Consider the following 18,298-nt stretch of genomic DNA (forward strand, 5'->3'; position numbering starts at 1 on the left):
TATTTATTTTTAATTCTCATTCAAATATTGAATAATTTTTTCCGTTAAATCTAATTCTGGATTGTAATAAACTACACCAATTTCATTTAAAATTAAATCGTACCCATTTTCTTTTGCATACTGAGCTATCTTCACTGTTACTTCCGAAGTGATATTTGCCATTTTCTGTTGATACTCATTTTGCAATTCCTGTTGATATTGATTTACACGAGTTTGTAATTGTTGAAGATTTTGTTGCAGGACTTCCTCAGTTGCCCCCGAACTCTGTAAATCCTTGAACTGTTGTTCCATTTCATTGATTTTTCCTTGATAATATTGTAGATCAATTTGATACATTGATTCCAAATCCTTCCATTTGTAATAACTTTCTACTGTCTTTTCAAAATTCACATAACCAATTTTGAGAGTTGAATCCGTTTGAGAAAATGAAATAACAGCAAACAGTATGCTAAATACCATCACAGTAAAAACTTTTCTTGTTGTATTACTCACAACATACACCTCCATAAAATTTTGAATTATAATTACATATTAAAAATTCTTTGTTTCTTCGCTTCAAAAAGTATAATTCCTGCACTAACCGATACATTTAAAGACTCAACGTTGTTAAACATCGGAATGCTTACTAATTCATCACAATGGTTTTTAACGTTTTTTCGAATGCCGTTTCCTTCATTTCCAAAAACCAAGCATATTTTTCCTTGCCAATCGATTTCATAATAAGGTTTACCCTCAACATCTGCTCCATAAACCCAAACATTTTCCTTCTTTAATGTCTCTATTGTATTTGAAAGATTGGTTACTTTAATTATCGGTATCTTAAATATTTGACCAGAAGATACTTTTATAACAACAGGGGTGACTTCAACAGCATTATCTTTTGGTATTATAATGGCGTCAACCCCCGCGGCCACCGAAGTCCTTACAATAGCTCCAAAATTATGCGGATCTTGAATCTGATCCAAGATTACTAAAAACAGTTTTTCCTTTCCTTCTATAATATCCAAATTTTCATATTTAAAATCGTTCCCCATATCAATTACGATTCCCTGATGTTTGTTTGTTAAAGCCATCTTTTCCAAAACTTCATTGGGGGAAAAACTGTAGGAATATCCTAAATTTGCAACATCTTCGACGATTTCTTTTAAAGATCCTCTTTCTGTTTTAGAACTACTGAAAAAAATATGCTTTACAGGGTAACGAGCTTCAATAATCTCTTTTAATATGTTTTTTCCGTATATATACAATTATCGATCACTCCCAATAATTCCTCGATTCTTGAGTAACTTTTAGTCAAAAAAAGATATCCAATGACCGCTTCAAATCCTGTAGATTTCCTATAATCATTATCGTTGCCTCTTTTCTTGGCACCGTTGGAATTTTCCGCACGCTTGTAATACTGCATTTCTATTGGAGTTAAATGATCTAACACAATATCAACAAACTTCGAATGAGCTTTTGCACTTAAAAAATCTTTTGTTTTTTCATAAAGGTCTCTTGTCTTTATCCTTCCATCCTTTAGCAATTTCACCTTGTAAATCAAACCTATAACAGCATCTCCAATATAGGAAAAGTTCTCGATAGGTATTTCACGCAGATCCGCAAGTTGGAGATTTATTATTTCCTCAAATTCTTTCATACACTTACTATCTCCCTTTTATATAGTTCCAAAATCATATCTACACACTTTTCGATGGAATAATTATCTTTCACAAAAATTTCAGCTTTCTTTTTTATTCCTTCGTATGACGATAAATCTCTTAATAGTTTAAGTATCTCATGAGAAAAATCATCTTCATTTAAATCTTTGATCATAATTCCACCTGCACCTTCTTGAGAAAGTATATCATAAACACCTAATTTACCCAAAGCCACTACCGGCGTACCAGCAGCCATAGATTCAAGAATAACTAATCCCTGTGTTTCCGTGTAAGAAGCAAAAATAAATAAATAAGCTTGTTTGTAGGCATCTATAACCTTTTCTCTTGGTTGTGGACCTGTAAAAATAACATTTTCAGTGATATTTAAGTCCATAGCTAACTTTTCCAACTCTTCTTTTTCAGGCCCTCCACCAACAATAACGAATTTTACCTTTGGTTCATCCAAAAGCACTTTCTTAAACACCTTCAAAAGAAAACTTATGTTCTTTTCCTTTCCCAACCTACCTACAAATAAAAGAATTCTGTCATCTTCTTTTATTTGTGGATATTCTTTTTTCAAATCCCAGTTAATAGGTTTATCAAAAGAAGCTAGGTCTATCCCAGTTGGGATAGTTACTATATGTTCGGAAGGTACACCATATTCAACAAGCGTCTCTTTTATATTCTCAGTAGGAGCGATTATTTTATCTGTTTTTAAACACCAATTTTTTATAAGTCTTTGAACAAATTCAGGTTGGGGTCTAACTATCAATGGTAGATAGTGCAAATAATAATCATACATGGTATGGTGTGTTGCTACGTGTTTTAACTTCAACATGCGTGAAACAACCCTTGCAAGAATTCCCATAGAAAAAGGATCATGAGAATGTATTATATCCAAGTTTAACTCTTTAATTTTAAAAATTTCTGGAGAAAATGGTAGTGCAATCCTCTGCTCTTTCTCAAAGAGGAATTTAACAGCCGGAAATTCAAAAATTTTATCATCGTTCCTTTTGTAGTCAAATTTATATTTTGGAACAAATAGATATACATTGTGTCCCCTTTTTTCCATTTCATCCTTATAGAGTTTTATAGCTGTGGCAACTCCATTTTTTTGCGGTAAATAAGTATCGGAAAACATTCCTATATTCAATTGCATTTCCCCCTTATAAAATTCCTATACGTATTTATTATAACAAAAATTCGCTATTTTTTGAGGTTGAGTTTTTAAAGATGATATAATAATATATGAACTGTTATACTTTGAAGAGGTGTTTTTTATGAGAATAAAAGTACTTAATCCTGAAGTGGTAATGAAAATAGCAGCTGGAGAAGTTGTATCCGGCCCAAGCTCAGTAGTAAAAGAATTGGTAGAAAATTCTTTAGATGCCCAAGCAGATAGTATAACTGTTGAAATACTTGATGGCGGCAAATCGTTAATAAAAGTCGATGATAACGGAATTGGGATGGAAGAAGAAGAATTAGAATTATCTATACTTCCTCATACCACAAGCAAAATTTTCTCTATTGAGGATCTTTATCAACTAAAAACATTTGGTTTTAGAGGTGAGGCCCTATCTTCAATTTCAAGGGTTTCTAGAATGAAAATGACCTCCAAACCACCTGAAAAAGAAGTTGGAACAATGTTAGAAATATTAGGTGGAAAAATAATAGAAAAAAAGAGGGTTAATTCATCAAATGGAACGAAAATAGAAATTATGGATCTTTTTTTTAACATTCCTGCACGTAGAAAATTTCTTAAAAGTGATTCTGCTGAAGGAAGATACGTTACAGAGATTATAGAAAAGTTTGCTTTCACCAACAACATTAACTTAACATACATAAGAGAAAACAAAGAAATCTACAAATTTTCTTCGGATATGGATCTAATTACAAAATGTTTAAAAATATATCCCGAGTTAAAAAGAGATGATCTCATAGAAATTGAACACAACGACTCATTATGCAAAATATCTGGAGTTATTTCACAACCCAAAGTTGGAAGAAATAACAGAACTGCCCAACATTTTTTTGTAAACAACAGATACATCAAGGCTGCCTCACTCTACTCCGTTTTAGAAACAGGTTACGGTGAAATGCTTGAAAAATCAGTTCATCCTTATGGAATAATATTCATAGAAATACCACCGGATATGGTTGATGTAAACGTTCATCCTCAAAAATTGGAAGTAAAATTCACTGACGAACAGATGATAGCTTCTTTACTTAAAAAAGTTGTAAGAGAGACCCTGAAGAAAAACATTCACTTTACGGTGGAATTTATAGGTAGTAACGATACAATTGATTCAAATAAAAAAACTTCTTCGTTTTCTGTTCAAAATTTATACAACAAGAACGAAAATTCTCAAAAAGTTGATTTTTCACAAAACAATACAAATAAAGATTATTTTGAAATTACAGACAAATTTTTTAATAACTCTGAAATAGAAGATCTTCAAGAAGAACATAATCATTTTGATAATAATTATAAACTTTATGAACCTTCAAAAACCTTTGATTTTAAAGGGTTTGAATATCAAAAGAGTCAGCCGTTTACTCCTGTTGAAAAAATTAATTCTTTAGAAAAGTTAAGAATTTTGGGCATAGTTGCTGAAAGATATCTCGTAGTTGAAGATGAAGACAAATTACTTTTAGTAGATTTTCATGCCGCACATGAACGTTATATATACGAAATTTTAAAGGAAAATCTATACGAAAAAGGTGGACTTACTTCCGACCTTCTACTTACCCCTGTTAAAATAACTCTAGATGAAGTAAGAAAAGGAATAATTTTAGAAAACAAAGATCACTTAGAAAAATTGGGTATAAAACTAGAAGAAGATGAAAAAGAAATTATTGTGAAAGGGCTCCCTTCACTTGTGAAAATTGATGATACCGAAAAATTGATATTCGAGATAGCCGATGATCTAAGAATATCAAATTTTGATCAGCAAACAAACATACTTGATAAGAACTTAGCTACTATGGCATGTAGAGCAGCTGTAAAAACTAAAGATAATCCTACGGGGATGGAAACACTTTTAAACAACATTTTTGAGAAAAAATTACTAACCTGTCCACATGGTAGACCGATAATGATCCAAATCACCTTTAAAACCTTAGATAAATACTTTGGAAGGACTTAAAAAGGGGTGTAGATTTTACTTACACCCCTTTTAGTATGATTACGTAATTAGATTACTCTTCTGAAACATTCTTTCCATTTATCTGGACGACTCATAAAGAAAACACAATTTATTTCATGAGCCTACTTGGTAATTATATTATGAAGTTAGGAGTTATAAAAATACTTCAATATCCTCTACTCTAACAGGTTCGTACGGGCTTACTTCCACGGTTCCTTCGTGGGATAATTCCTTAAGCTTATTATGCAATTCCTCACCCCAATCGGTACCCACTATTTTCCAATTTTCTTCATATTCTGGGGTAAGCATACCATTTTTTACTTCTATTATATACTTTTCTATGAGTTTTCTTAGATCTCCTCCGCTTATAGCTGAAAAGTCAGGATGATCTTCTGTTCTACCAAGAAGCTTTGGCAGTTGTTCTCCTTTTTCAAATATTGGACCATATGTCAAAAGTTGGGTATTTGCTCTATAATTGTTGACTGCCAACGTCAATACATCATTATCTTGAATAGGTGTACCATCTATTTTTCTTAAATTTACTATCCTCTGACCAACGGGTTTTGAAACATCGATCTCGTAATAAACCCCTTTAAACATATCATAATTATAACCCGGAATTTTTTGGTTGAAAGAAATAGTTAAATCTCCAGGTTGGTATTGATTGTAATAAGAAGCCGACCATTCCATATATTTCTTCAACTGCTTCCCCGTTATTTCTAGTACATACAAAGTATTGTCGTATCTATAAATTAAAGAAATATCCGATCTTTTTATAGGGCCTTCTTTTATATTTGCATCCGATCTAAAAGCTGCAGAAGCTGATACATCTATCTTTTCACCTATTAGTTGTTCTCCATAATACATTTGAACGGAATTTATCAAATCTATCATAGCGGTGGGCTGTATGTATACTTGTGGGATACCTTTTATTTCATCTGGAGGAACTAAAGATCCACCTTTTAATTCTCCTATTACCTCGTTAGCATAGTCTAAAGCCTTATAGTGAAAAGGTTGAAGCTTTTTCTCCAATTCACTGTCTGGTGGTACTGTTCCAGTAGCAGTTTTTACATCGTAATTGGCGGAACTTTTATCAACTATTACGTACTTATCCCCTTCCTTCTGTAGTTCCAATACCACTTGTGATAACGTCTGCCCCCATTTTCCGGGTTCCACAATTAAAGTTCCTTTGAGCTTCACTTCTTGCGTAATGTCATTTTTTTGATCATCGATAATCTTACCATTAACAGCTTTATACAACTTTCCATTATAATAGTAAGTTTCAGCAATTTTTTCATGGAAATGACCCGCAATAACAACATCTAAATCAGGTGTCTTTTCTAGAATATCTATGATTCCAGAACCATAGGTCCCATATTCTTCTTCGATTCCCATATGAAAAGCTCCCACAATCACGTCAACTTGTCCTTTTAGTTGTGCAACTGCTACTCTTACCTCATCCACAGGATCAACAACAATGTAATCCTGCAAATTTGCAGCGTCCCATTTTACTATGTTAGGAGTAACCATACCTATTATTCCAACTTTTACTCCATTCCCTGTGGTAACTATTTTATAAGGGGCAGCTAACCTTGTTCCATCGGGATTATAAACATTGCCACACAAAACACTGTTAGGATTATCATCCACTGGCATGAATTGTCTCATAATCTTTTTAAGTGTTGGGACCCCATAGTTAAACTCATGATTACCTAAAATCCATGCATCATAACCCATTTCATTCATAGCAAAAATCATGGGATGTATGGCATCTTCTAAAAAAATGTTTGAAAGGTTTTCTTGGATTGTATCTCCATTGTCAATCAATATAGTTCCGTCAGGATTTTCACTTCTCAACTCATTTATGATCGAATAGACTTGTGCAATACTTCCACTATAATTAGGTTGGTTTAAGGCATAATCATAAGGTAAAAAGCGTCCGTGCAAATCTGAAGTTGCTAAAATTTGGACTTCTATCGTCTCAGCAAAAAACAACGAGAACACACTCAAAAACAAAACAAACGATAAAATGCCTCTTTTTAACATAAAATCACCCCTTTGCTTTAAGTTTTTCGTCAAAAAAGAAGTTAAAAAAAAAGAAATACCAAACAAGAAGTAAAAGTGTTACTTAACATGAATCTAAAAGGGGTGTAGATTTTACTTACACCCCTTTTAGATTGTTTACTTAACTTGATCTAATTCTATCAATCTCTCTTGGGAAGTATAATCTTCTATAGTTCCCAAATGAGCAATATATTCACGTAAAGAATCCGCATCTCTAAAGTATGTATCGTAACCAGGTTTACCTGCAAGCATTGTGTATCCGTCTCCACCTGCAGCTACATAGTTGTTGGTAACAACTTTATAAGTTTTGTTCAAATCAATGGGTTTACCGTTTATTTTTACGTTTGTAGCTTTTCCACCTTTTATTTCTGCAGTTAACCCCGCAACATGTAACTTAGCTCCCTGACCATCAGGAATTGTAGCAGCATAATTTAAAACATCCATTATGTCTTTCCCAGTCAACTCTAAAACGTACAATGTGTTTCCAAAAGGCAAAACAGTCAAAATGTCTCTGTAGGTTATCTCTCCTGCTTCAATAGAGGCTCTTATCCCGCCACCGTTCATTAAAGCAACATCTGCACCTGTTTTCCAAATCATACCATCCGCTATAAGGTTGCTTAGATTCGTTTCGTCACTTCTAACGTGGGCTCGTTCCCCATCGAGATATACTTTTGTCACTCCAACAACCTCATTCAAAGCCTCCGATCCAAGTTGATAAAAAGCATCTGTAAACATTTTTATGAAAGGATCTTCAGGGATATCAGATGTTAGTGGAATTACTTCTCCTCTCCAATCTACTATCCTACCATCATCGATCCATAAATCTATCCTTCCTATATTCTCTGCGTTTTCTCCAGTTTGAGCTACTATAACATTATTGATTACCACAGGTGTTTCTAACAATGTGTGAGAATGTCCGTCTATTATAATATCTACTCCAGATACATTTTCAGCCAGCTCATCTGAGGTAGTGAACTCAACAGACAAGTTAGGCCTTCCTCCATCTGCATGATAGCCTAAGTGTCCGAGGACGATAACTACATCGGCTTTTTCTTGAACAATTGGGAGATATTTCTTCAAAGTCTCTTCTGCATCTACAATCGTATTCTCACCCAAATAAATTGGCTCTAAAACTTTTGTTTGTTCAGTAACAAGACCTATAATTCCAACTGAGAAATCACCATAGTCTTTTATAACGTATGGTTCAAAAACTGGTCCACCACGTTTCTCGTTGACAAAATTTGCCCCTAAAAAAGGAAACTGTGCTACTTCATACTGTTTCTCAAGCACTTCAAAAGGTTTGTCAAATTCATGATTGCCCAAAGTCATAGCATCCAAACCCATGTAATGCAACGCCAAGAAGTCAGGAACTGCATCCAATTGGTCGGATTCTGGAATCCCTGTGTTTACATCGCCGGCATGTAGAAAAAGAACTTCTCCACCTTCCTTAGCTACTTCTTCTCTTGCTTGATTTATCAGAGTAGCTGCTCTGGCAAATCCTCCACCATCTTCTGTTCCCCACACATGTCCGTGAGTATCGTTCATGTGGAAAATCACTAAGTGATTAGGCTCTGCAAAAACCGATAAAACCAATACGATAAAAACTAAAATACCTAAGAATCTTTTCATCTTGTTCCCCTCCTTTTGAGTTGGTTTCAATCACACATCAACTACCACTCATAACCCAGCTTCGCTTAAATATTAAATCTTCTTTGTTCACATCAAGATACTTCGCAATTTTTGAACACTTAACAATAAAAGAATAATAGATTGATTTTTTTGGATTTTCGTCAACCAAACTTTCAAAGTTAGATTGTCCTTTAGCTATTACAATATCTGCCTCATTGTAGATATTTTTGAATGATGGACTAACGAAGCTTAAATCGGTTCCTAAATATTTGGACCCGCTTTCAACAGGAATAGAAACTTCTTTTAAAAAAATTTGATCGGCATCTTTTTTAGTCGCACATTTGTAAACCGGACGAGATTTCAAAGCAGAGTGAACGATCAAGTTGGGGTATAATTCTTTTAATACTTTTATAAACAATTTATCAAAAACTATTTCACCAGCATAATTATGAATAAAAAGCAGGAGCCGGGCATTTTCTAGCTCTTTTTTAAATTTTTCTAAATCGTTTATTGCTTCTCCCTTTGTGTTAAAAAAATTTTGGATTTCTATCTCTAACTCACCAAAGGAATTTCCCGAATTGTGGCAAAAAAGCTCCCCCATCAGTGATAATTTGAAAGCAGTATAAAGAGGATCTTTGCTAGACAAACAAAAATCTAATAGATCATCGTAAACTTCTAAAAATAGTTGGTTTAGGTCAGCTTTTTCTGTATGAAAGTAATCATTTTCACCAAAAACATCATAAAAAGAATCATAAAATGTTTTTACTAAATAATAAGGTGTGTGGGTTGAAGTCGTATCCCCGAATGTTTTTAGAATTACCTCTTTGTAATTATCAAAAATGTTATGAGGAGAATCTGAAGAGTTAGTATTAACTTTAGACATTAACTCAGAAGAGTGGTTTAGAAGGCAATTAATACATTCATAATCTATATTCATCTTTGTTCACCCCACGAACTTATAAAATCCCTACAAAACTACTTTTAATTTTATCACTGTTTAATTAATTTAGTATTAGCTTTATTTAGTATTTTGTTAAGAAAAATTTGTCCAAAAAAATTGTTACTTCTCTTTCTTGACATTAAAACATTAAATCATTATAATATATTCGATAGTTTTAAAACCAATTATTTAGCTTCTATTGGTTGAATTTGTACTTAAAGAGGAATTAAGTAAGGAACAATCTTATTTTTAATAAAACCATTTAATTTAAAAGGATTTGGAGGTGAAGAGATGAAAAGAACATATCAACCATCTAGGATAAAGAGAAAAAGAACTCATGGCTTTTTAGCTAGAAAAAGAACATCAACTGGGAGAAATGTTTTGAGAAGAAGAAGAGCAAAAGGCAGAGAACGTTTAACAGTATAATGGAAGGGCAAACTTTCAAGAAAAAAGAACGTTTACGATTAAAAAGGAATTTCAAAAATGTTTTTGAAAAGGGCGGGCGCTTAATCGACAATAATTTTGTTATAATATATTTTCGAAATACTAAGGATTATAACAGAATCGCTATAATTGTGAACAAAAAATTTGGCAACGCAGTTATTAGAAATTTAATCAAAAGATACATCAGAGAGATATATAGAACTAACAAAACTTTTTTCCCACTAGGATACGATTTCGTATTCATTCCAAGAAAAGAGTTATCGAAAAATTTCAAAGGAATAGATTATTCTCAAATTAAAAACCAAATTTTAAAATTGGTGAGGAAGTTAGAAGCATGAAAAAGCTTGTTCTCAAGTCTATTGATTTTTATAGAAAACATATATCGCCTGCAACTCCTCCCAAATGTATCTACCTACCGACCTGCTCATCTTACACCTATGAAGCGGTGGAAAAGTTCGGGGTATTTAAAGGTTTGTATTTGGGATTTAGACGTTTTATCAGATGCAATCCACTACACAAAGGGGGCTACGATCCTGTCCCTGAAAAGTTTTCTTTTTTTGTTCATAAGCAAGGAAAAAATAAACAACACAGAAGGAGTGTATGACTTGAAAAAAGGATTGTTTTTTTTGACGTTACTAATGTTTTTAAATGTTATCGCCTTTGCAATTCCTGAGATAACAGTATCAGAGAGTTCATTGAATCAAGAAATTAACATTGAAATGAAATTGTATAGATTGAAGTTAGACCAAAATGGGCACATTTTAAATTTCGAACTCTACGATAGCAGAACGAAAAAATACAACTTAGTCTATGAATATACAGGTGATAGTTACGACATTTTAGATACTCAAAACATGACAGAAATATTACCAAGCAACTATAATATCAGATTGGCGGAAGATCAAAGTTATATTGAAGTAAATTACTTTTTCCCCAACGGAGGGCAAAAGATTTATAAGTTTTACAACGATCCAAACTATCATTTTGATGTTCAATTTAAAAATTTATATGGATACGTTGTTTTACCTAGTATATCCTTTTCTTCGGGAATAAGATACAGTGGTAATGTTTTTGTTTCATACATTGATAAATCCGTTTCAACAGGAGAAGCTTTAGATTCTACACTAGCCATCTATACGCCTGAAGAGATAGAATTCTCTCAAAACCAATACTTATTCCCATTAAATTATTCGGATCAAAAAATAATTTCTTATTTAGGTCCAACCAAAAAAATTTTTATAAAAGAAACGTTTGATGGTATAGAAGAAGGGATCGTTTACTCTACAGTAATCGATTTAATGCAGGATTTAGGAAAGTTTGGACCTTTCAATAATATTTTTTATTGGTTCGTTAACTTTTTCTGGTGGCTATTTAAAGTAACAGGGAATTTTGGTTGGGCTATAATACTCTTTACCCTCATTGTAAATGCAATATTATTCCCCGTATATGGCAGGCAAAAGAAATCCATGATCGAAATGAAACAGTTACAACCAGAACTTGAGAAAATAAGAAAAAAATATAAAAACCCTCAAAAACAGCAAGAAGAAACTCTGAAATTGTACAAGGAAAAAGGAGTGAACCCTGCCGGAGGATGTTTGACTTCTTTGATTCCTCTCCCCATTATGATCATACTGTGGCAAGTAATCTACTATTTTGAAGGTAGTTATGCATACAATCCCAGATTCCTTTTATGGACAGATCTTTCTCTAGGCGGTTTCCAAGCCAATTTTTTCCTACTATTACTAGCCATAATTGCTTCTTTAATCAATGCCCTTTTAATGTCGCAAGATGCCAGGAGCGCATGGACGTCGGTAATTATGTCTGTGGTGTTTCCTTTCATTTTGATTGGATTACCCGTCGGAGTATTCATTTATTATTCACTGAACACTGTAATACAAACCTTGTTGACATTTGTGTACAACAGGATTTACAATGTCAAAGGTATTACGTTTAGACAACTCGTTGGTTTGGGTCCAAAGCCTGTCAGGAGGTGAAATGATAAGTGTTTAAATTACAAGGTGAGACAAAATTTGAAGGAACTGATTTGGAATCGGTTTTAGAAAAAGCAAAATCAAATTTTAACGCATCATGTATCGATGAGATTTCTTATAAGATTATTCAAGAGCCTTCTAAGGGATTCTTTTTTGGAATAGGTAAAAAGCCCCTCATCATAGAAGCTTATCCCAACGAGAAATACCTTATCAATAAGGTAAAAAAATTCTTGAAAAATATCCTTTCTTATTTTGAAGAAGATGTTGATATCAATATTAATTATTACAATAAGACCTTGAAAGTTTTTTTAGAAGGAGAAAACTTGGGTAAAGTAATTGGCAAACAAGGGCGAAACCTTGGAGCACTACAGCATTTAACCATGATTTATGTCAATAGAATGACGGATACTAAATGTGATGTTAAATTGGATGTTGGGGATTACAGAAGAAATAGGAAAAAAAACCTAGAACTAATCGCTGACAATGCTGCTAAAAAAGCAATATCTACTAACGAAAAGGTGGAATTAGCCCCTATGTTTTCCTTTGAAAGAAAAATAATTCACAAGTATATAAATTATAATTATCCCAAATTACATACCGTTTCCATGGGTTTAGAACCTTATAGAAAAGTTGTGATTTATCCCTCAAAAAATGGTCACAATTAAATTAAAAATTACATTAGCACTAACCACAGTGTTTAAAAAATCGTGGGAGGAAACGTAATTGAAAACTGTTTACCAATATCAAGAGCAAGTTCTTTCCATAATTAGTAGAGAAAATCTTCCTGATATTGGTGTTTTAGGTGGCATAGAAATCGAACATATTATAAAAAAAATAAAAGATAATATCAAAATAACAACTGAGGTAGCGGGACCTGGTGGAAGAGTTGTTATTTATTTGAACGATTATTTTCATCTTAAACCATCGATATTTGATTTTTTAAGTCCTGATGAGTATATTGAATTCTTACTTAAAACTTTTCAAACAAAAGAAATTCCTATTATTTGGATTGAAAAACCTGGAGGAAATACGAGGAAAGTTAGGAATATAGAAGAAAGTACTGAATACCTTGATTATCGTGAAACAAACTTAAAAGTAGAACCTGAATTTATTACCGAATATCTCTATAATATAAAAAATCTTTTTATAGTGTATAACTCCTGGAACAAAAAGATAATCGATCTGACTAAGGCAAAAAGAAGATTATTTGTAGATTTACGGGAACCTTATACAGATGAAATTGATAAATTTACATGTGATTATCTTTTTTTAATTTCTAAAACGACATATAGAGAATTAGCAGAAAAAAGCAATAATTTGAAAGCTGATAATAAGCTAATTATAGCAAAAGATGCAATCTCTTTTGATAAAAAAATATATGAAGTAAAAGTTAAAGAAAAAAAGTATTTTGAAGAGGCTGTATCTGCTTTTGAGGCTAATTTTATCAGTAGTATCATAAAAGGTTACACGTTGAAATCTGCTTTTGAAAGTTCTTTTAATCTTTTCAATCACGTTTTTGAATGTGGAAGCATTCCCACAGAAAAATTGTGACTAAATTTTTCGATAAATCAAACTAGCTTCCCTTAAAAAAACAATAAAAATTTATCGGGTAGAAGGTTGATAATAATTCTTATCTATCTTCTACCCGATTATTAATTCTGGCAGCCCCACAGGGAATCGAACCCTGACTCTTGGACTGAGAATCCAATGGACTAGCCGTTATCCTATGGGGCCATTTGTATCGTTTCATTTTCAAATCCTTAGTTATTATATCAACCATAAATTACTTTGTCAATAGGCTTGAGACTTAAAATTTTCCCTTTAGTATTCCTGGATAATATTTTCTATCATCTTTTTTCTAGCCGGATGTTTTAACTTCCTGATAGATTTGGACTCTATCTGCCTTATTCTTTCCCTTGTTACGTTAAAAAATTCTCCGACCTCTTCGAGAGTTTTCTGTTTCCCATCTACGAAACCGTATCTCATTTTTAGTATCATAGCTTCCTTAGGTGAAAGTGTATCAATGATCATTTCCATTTTTTGACGAATAATCATCTTCCTTCCCTCTTCATCAGGGGTAGGTGAATCAGAATCAATAAAATCGAGTACCTCACTTTCTCCTTCAGCATCTACATCATTAGAAATCGGGGCATTTAAAGAGAATATATTTTTGGCACTAATTAATACCTCTTTCATCTTATCTACCGGCTTGTCCATCAAAACAGAGAGTTCTTCTAAATCAGGTACTTCTCCATTTTCTTGAATATACTTATTTACGACCCTATTCATTCTATTAATCGTTTCTACCAAATGTACTGGAATTCTTACAGTCCTTCCTTGATCAGCAATCGCTCTTGTTATAGCCTGGCGTATCCACCAATAAGAATAAGTAGAGAATTTGTAACCTTTTTTCCAATCAAATTTAGCAACGGCTTTCATTAAGCCAATATTTCCTTCTTGTATGAGATCCAAAAAGCCTAATCCATGACCAACATATCTTTTTGCGATGCTAATAACTAATCGCAGATTAGCTTTTATAAGTTCCTCTCTGGCTCTTTTATCTCCCATTTGTGCCCTTCTTGCTAATTTTCTTTCTCTTGAAGGGGTTAATAATTTGCTCTTACTAATCTCTTTAAGATATATTTTAATCGGATCTTGCAACGAAATATTATCACACATCTCAACTTCAACATCGGCAAAATCTTCGAAAATCTCATCGTATTCTTCAGGATCTTTAAAATCTTCATTGTTCTCTAAATCTTTTTCTTCTTCCTCTTCTTCTTCATAAAAATGATGTATTGAGCTATCCACTACAGAAATATTAGATTTTTTTAATTCATTGTAAAACTTTATTAAAAATTCTAATGTAAAATCTTCACGCATTTGGCTAGGTATAGACTCGTCAATTTCTTCAAAAGTTACTGTTTTCTCATCCTTCGATAGCTTTTTTTTGATTTTTCTTAAAATTTCATCGGTGATTGCATTAGGATTATTTTTAATAGTTAAAGACAAGGAATATTTTTTGACTTTTGAGCTTTTATCAGCTTGAGTGCAATCTGTGCTCTCCGATTCGAAGTCCTCGATTTTGTCTTTTTCTATCATGAAAACTCACCTTCTATTAAAAAATTAGAATAAAAAAAGAAGATATTATATGATAAAATCATAGAGAAGCATTTAAAAAAAGTAGACTAATTTAAAACAAACAGTTATATCTCTGTTAAGTATTATAGCGTGACAATATTAAATAAATATGAAAAAACAATTAATATACATAAATGTAATAATTTTTCTTAAAAACTTTAGAAGTTGTTGAAATTAGAACATTCTTTCGTGCTATAATAATTTTCGAACCGCTTTTGAACCCTTTAAAAAAGTTATAGAAGATTACCTAAAATTTATATAGGCTTTCAATTCTTAGTTTCTTAAAAAACAAAAAGGAGGTTTCTTTGTGCCAACATTAACTTTTAAAGGTGGTGTACATCCGCCTCAGAAGAAGCATTTTACAAAGGACAAACCTTTTGAAAAGTTACCTTTGCCCGATTTTGTATACCTATTCACAACTAACCATATAGGAGCTCCTGCAAAGCCAATCGTAAAAGAAGGCGATCAGGTAAAAACAGGTCAATTAATAGCAGAGGCTGCAGGCAATATTTCAGCAAACATACATGCTTCTGTTACAGGGGAAGTTGTTGGTATAGAATCATTTATAAATACCTCCACAGGAAGAAAGGATAACGCAATTGTAATAAAAAGAACTTCAGAAGATATTTGGGAGTATATTGAACACGATGAAAACTTTAAGAAGTTTTCAAAGGAAGAATTAATTAACATTGTTAAAAAAGCCGGTATAGTGGGATTAGGTGGTGCTATGTTCCCATCTCATGTAAAATTAAGTATACCCGCTGGCAAAAAAGTCGATTACTTAATAATCAATGGAGCAGAATGTGAACCTTACATAACTGTCGATGATATGATGATGAGAACATACACAGAAGAAATCATTAAAGGAATAAAAATAATAGAATATATAGTTAATCCGGGAAAAATTTATGTGGGCATCGAAGAAAACAAACCTGAAGCAATAAAAGCCATGAAAAACGCTTTAAAAAATGAAAATATCGAAGTTGCAATTCTAAAAACAAAATATCCTCAAGGTGCAGAAAAACAATTAATAAAATCTATCACAAAAAGGGAAGTCCCTTCAGGAGGATTACCTATTGACGCTGGGGCTTTAGTTTTTAACATTTCCACTACCTATGCAATTTATGATGCAGTAATCAATGGGAAACCCTTAGTTGAACGTGGTATCACTTTGAGTGGGGGTGTAAAAAAACCTGGTAACTATTGGTTCCGAATTGGAACTAAGGTTTCAGACCTTTTAAATCAAGTAGGACTCGTTGAAGAGGAAAAAATCGACAGAATAATCTATGGTGGACCAATGACAGGATTACCTTTACCAAATATTGATTTACCGACTTTCAAGGGAAACAATGCGATCACCGTATTAACAAAAGAAGAGATACCACAAAAGCATGAATATCCATGTATTAGATGTGCTTCTTGTGTTAAAGCATGCCCCATGGGACTTCAACCTTATTACCTAAAAAAACTTGCTGATGCTAGGAAAAACGACATCGCACAAGAAAATGGAATTATGGATTGTATAGAATGTGGTGCTTGTTCTTACATTTGTCCATCAAATATAGATCTAGTTAAAACATTCAAGACAACAAAAAAGGTTATAAAAGCCATTCAAAAAAGGAGGGTTTGAGTTGAATCTTAGCACTGAGGCAGCTCCCCATTTTAGAACTACCAATACCACTCGTAAAATTATGATCGATGTTTTGATATCATTGATACCTGCGGTTATTGCTTCAACGTGGATCTTTGGTTTTCGAGCACTTTTTATTATGTTATTTTCTATGGTTTTTGCAGAAATGTTGGATTTTTCGATCGTTCGTTTTATAAGAAAGCAAAAGGATCACATCCCTGATTTTTCCGCTTCTGTTACAGGGTTACTCTTAGGTATGAACCTTTCTTTAGCTGTTAACTGGTGGCAAATTATGTTAGGAGTGGTCATTGCGATAATTTTAGCGAAACAAGTATTTGGGGGGTTAGGTCAAAACTTTTTTAACCCTGCTTTAGTTGGAAGGGCTTTTATGTTGATATCTTTCCCTACAGCTATGACCACCTGGTATGTACCTTTTTATTACCAGAATCCTGATATTGTTACTTCTGCCTCCGTACTGGGAATAATTTCTGAAGAAGGAATGAGCACAGTACTCCAAAATTATACTTACTGGGATATGTTCATCGGAACAATTCCCGGTTCTATCGGAGAAGTTAGCGCTTTAGCTTTAATTATTGGTTTCATATACTTAGTCATTAAAGGTAGAATAAAATTGATGATCCCTGTATCCTATATAGGAACGGTTTTAATTTTTAGCTCTGTTTTTTACATGGTTGATCCTACCAAATTTGGAACTCCCTTGTTCCATCTTTTAGCAGGTGGCTTAATATTAGGTGCTTTGTTCATGGCAACGGATATGGTTACTTCTCCAATGACCAAAATGGGCCAGCTCGTTTTTGGTGTGGGAGCTGGTATTTTGACGATGATCATAAGATTTTTTGGTAGCTACCCCGAAGGTGTTTCCTTTTCAATTCTTATCATGAACGCTTTTGTCCCTTTGATAGATGATTGGCTAAAACCAAAAATTTATGGAACAACCAAAGGGGAGATAAAACATGCGTGAATATATAAAAACAGGTTTAATCTTAACCGCTTTTATGGTTGCTGCCGGTCTTTTAGTATCTATTGTGTATAATTTTGTCAATCCAATGATAGTACAATCAGAATTCAATAATACATTGTCAGCTATAGAAGAGGTATTAAAAGATGCAAATACTGGTGAATATTTAGTTTCTAATATTCCTACCAATGAAGAACAGTTAGAAAAAAATATATGGAAAGAAGATCAAGATGGTGTTTTATACGTAAGTCCAAAAAACGCAAAAGTTTTTTCCCCGGTTTATAAGTTCACGGAAAACAACACCGAAATTTATGTCATGACAGTTTCAGGAGTAGGTTACGGAGGAGATGTGGTTAGCGTTATTTCATTCATCAAAAAAGATGATGTCCAAATTACTTTGAATAAAATAGAAGTAATAAATTATTCACAAGAAACTCCAGGGCTTGGGGCCAAAATCTCTGAAGAACCCGTGAAAAAAAGATTTAGTTTGATCCCAGAATCAGGTTTAAATGTAGGTGTTAAAGTCGATAAAGACGCCGGCGTAACTGTCCCAACTAATTCAATAAATAGTTACAAAGAACAAGGTGTAGTGAAAACTAGCGATGTAATGACAGGAGCAACAATAACTCCAAGAGCCGTTGCTGATTCTATTAATGCAGCTGTAGAATTTTTAAAAGAGGAAGGGGTGATGTGA

The 18,298-nt window shown here is 33.0% G+C and carries 18 protein-coding genes and 1 tRNA gene; 10 read left to right on the top strand and 9 right to left on the bottom strand.

All coding sequences use genetic code 11. The annotated features are described in order from the left end of the window. Window positions 1-9: 9 nt before the first annotated feature. Genes BZ25_RS08445 through BZ25_RS08460 form a run of 4 tightly spaced genes read right to left on the bottom strand, consistent with a single transcriptional unit; the run spans window position 10 to window position 2,793 of the window. A complete protein-coding gene (locus BZ25_RS08445) occupies window positions 10-492 on the bottom strand; it encodes an OmpH family outer membrane protein (RefSeq protein ID WP_012208433.1) in 483 nt (160 codons plus the stop codon). Between the two features lie 32 nt (window positions 493-524). Beyond that, window positions 525-1,247, bottom strand: coding sequence for a 23S rRNA (guanosine(2251)-2'-O)-methyltransferase RlmB (gene rlmB, locus BZ25_RS08450; RefSeq protein WP_103065081.1), 723 nt, complete (start codon window positions 1,245-1,247; stop codon window positions 525-527). Beyond that, window positions 1,220-1,639: a Mini-ribonuclease 3 gene (locus BZ25_RS08455; protein ID WP_103065080.1), complete on the bottom strand. Its 420-nt coding sequence runs from the start codon at window positions 1,637-1,639 to the stop codon at window positions 1,220-1,222. The genes rlmB and BZ25_RS08455 overlap by 28 nt, the downstream gene beginning before the upstream one ends. Then, a complete protein-coding gene (locus BZ25_RS08460; protein WP_121514695.1) occupies window positions 1,636-2,793 on the bottom strand; it encodes a glycosyltransferase family 4 protein in 1,158 nt (385 codons plus the stop codon). Before BZ25_RS08460 ends, BZ25_RS08455 begins: the two co-directional genes overlap by 4 nt. 127 nt (window positions 2,794-2,920) lie before the next feature. Between BZ25_RS08460 and mutL the strand changes: the two genes are divergently transcribed. Then, window positions 2,921-4,786 (top strand): DNA mismatch repair endonuclease MutL, encoded by a 1,866-nt coding sequence (gene mutL, locus BZ25_RS08465; protein ID WP_121514696.1) that lies wholly within the window; start codon window positions 2,921-2,923, stop codon window positions 4,784-4,786. Window positions 4,787-4,939: 153 nt separating this feature from the next. Here the strand turns inward: mutL and BZ25_RS08470 are convergent, their stop codons facing one another. From BZ25_RS08470 to BZ25_RS08480, 3 genes are all read right to left on the bottom strand, one after another. Further along, window positions 4,940-6,832, bottom strand: coding sequence for a 5'-nucleotidase C-terminal domain-containing protein (locus BZ25_RS08470; RefSeq protein ID WP_121514697.1), 1,893 nt, complete (start codon window positions 6,830-6,832; stop codon window positions 4,940-4,942). 135 nt (window positions 6,833-6,967) lie between these two features. Next, window positions 6,968-8,479 (bottom strand): bifunctional UDP-sugar hydrolase/5'-nucleotidase, encoded by a 1,512-nt coding sequence (locus tag BZ25_RS08475; protein ID WP_121514698.1) that lies wholly within the window; start codon window positions 8,477-8,479, stop codon window positions 6,968-6,970. 37 nt (window positions 8,480-8,516) lie between these two features. Continuing rightward, complete coding sequence (locus tag BZ25_RS08480) at window positions 8,517-9,416, bottom strand: DUF89 domain-containing protein (RefSeq protein WP_121514699.1); 900 nt, start codon at window positions 9,414-9,416, stop codon at window positions 8,517-8,519. A 294-nt stretch (window positions 9,417-9,710) separates the two neighbouring features. Between BZ25_RS08480 and rpmH the strand changes: the two genes are divergently transcribed. From rpmH to BZ25_RS08510, 6 genes are read left to right on the top strand one after another with little or no spacing between them, the layout of a single operon-like run. Beyond that, window positions 9,711-9,845 (top strand): 50S ribosomal protein L34, encoded by a 135-nt coding sequence (gene rpmH / locus BZ25_RS08485; protein ID WP_012208441.1) that lies wholly within the window; start codon window positions 9,711-9,713, stop codon window positions 9,843-9,845. Next, window positions 9,845-10,201, top strand: a complete 357-nt coding sequence (gene rnpA / locus BZ25_RS08490; protein WP_121514700.1) for a ribonuclease P protein component — start codon at window positions 9,845-9,847, stop codon at window positions 10,199-10,201. The genes rpmH and rnpA overlap by 1 nt, the downstream gene beginning before the upstream one ends. Beyond that, window positions 10,198-10,467: a membrane protein insertion efficiency factor YidD gene (gene yidD, locus BZ25_RS08495; RefSeq protein WP_012208443.1), complete on the top strand. Its 270-nt coding sequence runs from the start codon at window positions 10,198-10,200 to the stop codon at window positions 10,465-10,467. The genes rnpA and yidD overlap by 4 nt, the downstream gene beginning before the upstream one ends. Before the next feature lies 1 nt (window position 10,468). Continuing rightward, a complete protein-coding gene (gene yidC, locus BZ25_RS08500) occupies window positions 10,469-11,857 on the top strand; it encodes a membrane protein insertase YidC (protein WP_049755240.1) in 1,389 nt (462 codons plus the stop codon). 8 nt (window positions 11,858-11,865) lie between these two features. Continuing rightward, the gene (jag, locus tag BZ25_RS08505) at window positions 11,866-12,519 is read left to right on the top strand and encodes an RNA-binding cell elongation regulator Jag/EloR (protein ID WP_121514701.1); all 654 of its coding nucleotides are present in this window, start codon (window positions 11,866-11,868) and stop codon (window positions 12,517-12,519) included. Window positions 12,520-12,577: 58 nt separating this feature from the next. Further along, complete coding sequence (locus tag BZ25_RS08510) at window positions 12,578-13,405, top strand: hypothetical protein (RefSeq protein WP_121514702.1); 828 nt, start codon at window positions 12,578-12,580, stop codon at window positions 13,403-13,405. Window positions 13,406-13,513: 108 nt separating this feature from the next. Here the strand turns inward: BZ25_RS08510 and BZ25_RS08515 are convergent. Next, window positions 13,514-13,588: transfer RNA gene (locus BZ25_RS08515), tRNA-Glu, on the bottom strand. Window positions 13,589-13,675: 87 nt separating this feature from the next. Continuing rightward, window positions 13,676-14,956, bottom strand: coding sequence for a sigma-70 family RNA polymerase sigma factor (locus BZ25_RS08520; protein WP_121514703.1), 1,281 nt, complete (start codon window positions 14,954-14,956; stop codon window positions 13,676-13,678). A gap of 346 nt (window positions 14,957-15,302) precedes the next feature. Here BZ25_RS08520 and rsxC point away from each other — a divergent pair, with 346 nt between their 5' ends. Genes rsxC through BZ25_RS08535 form a run of 3 tightly spaced genes read left to right on the top strand, consistent with a single transcriptional unit; the run spans window position 15,303 to window position 18,298 of the window. After that, on the top strand, window positions 15,303-16,625 hold the full coding sequence (rsxC, locus tag BZ25_RS08525) for an electron transport complex subunit RsxC (protein WP_121514704.1): 1,323 nt from the start codon (window positions 15,303-15,305) through the stop codon (window positions 16,623-16,625). Window position 16,626: 1 nt separating this feature from the next. Beyond that, complete coding sequence (locus tag BZ25_RS08530; protein WP_012208449.1) at window positions 16,627-17,607, top strand: RnfABCDGE type electron transport complex subunit D; 981 nt, start codon at window positions 16,627-16,629, stop codon at window positions 17,605-17,607. Then, on the top strand, window positions 17,600-18,298 hold the full coding sequence (locus BZ25_RS08535) for an RnfABCDGE type electron transport complex subunit G (RefSeq protein WP_103065067.1): 699 nt from the start codon (window positions 17,600-17,602) through the stop codon (window positions 18,296-18,298). Before BZ25_RS08530 ends, BZ25_RS08535 begins: the two co-directional genes overlap by 8 nt.

The organism is Petrotoga sp. Shatin.DS.tank11.9.2.9.3 (assembly GCF_003665005.1).
GTDB classification, from domain to species: domain Bacteria; phylum Thermotogota; class Thermotogae; order Petrotogales; family Petrotogaceae; genus Petrotoga; species Petrotoga mobilis.

Bases quoted from the DNA above. Each gene is read 5' to 3' on its own strand.
- BZ25_RS08455 (WP_103065080.1), bottom strand. From the start codon at position 1,639: ATGAAAGAATTTGAGGAAATAATAAATCTCCAACTTGCGGATCTGCGT.
- mutL (WP_121514696.1), top strand. From the start codon at position 2,921: ATGAGAATAAAAGTACTTAATCCTGAAGTGGTAATGAAAATAGCAGCT.
- BZ25_RS08470 (WP_121514697.1), bottom strand. From the start codon at position 6,832: ATGTTAAAAAGAGGCATTTTATCGTTTGTTTTGTTTTTGAGTGTGTTC.
- BZ25_RS08475 (WP_121514698.1), bottom strand. From the start codon at position 8,479: ATGAAAAGATTCTTAGGTATTTTAGTTTTTATCGTATTGGTTTTATCG.
- BZ25_RS08480 (WP_121514699.1), bottom strand. From the start codon at position 9,416: ATGAATATAGATTATGAATGTATTAATTGCCTTCTAAACCACTCTTCT.
- rpmH (WP_012208441.1), top strand. From the start codon at position 9,711: ATGAAAAGAACATATCAACCATCTAGGATAAAGAGAAAAAGAACTCAT.
- rnpA (WP_121514700.1), top strand. From the start codon at position 9,845: ATGGAAGGGCAAACTTTCAAGAAAAAAGAACGTTTACGATTAAAAAGG.
- yidD (WP_012208443.1), top strand. From the start codon at position 10,198: ATGAAAAAGCTTGTTCTCAAGTCTATTGATTTTTATAGAAAACATATA.
- BZ25_RS08520 (WP_121514703.1), bottom strand. From the start codon at position 14,956: ATGATAGAAAAAGACAAAATCGAGGACTTCGAATCGGAGAGCACAGAT.
- BZ25_RS08535 (WP_103065067.1), top strand. From the start codon at position 17,600: ATGCGTGAATATATAAAAACAGGTTTAATCTTAACCGCTTTTATGGTT.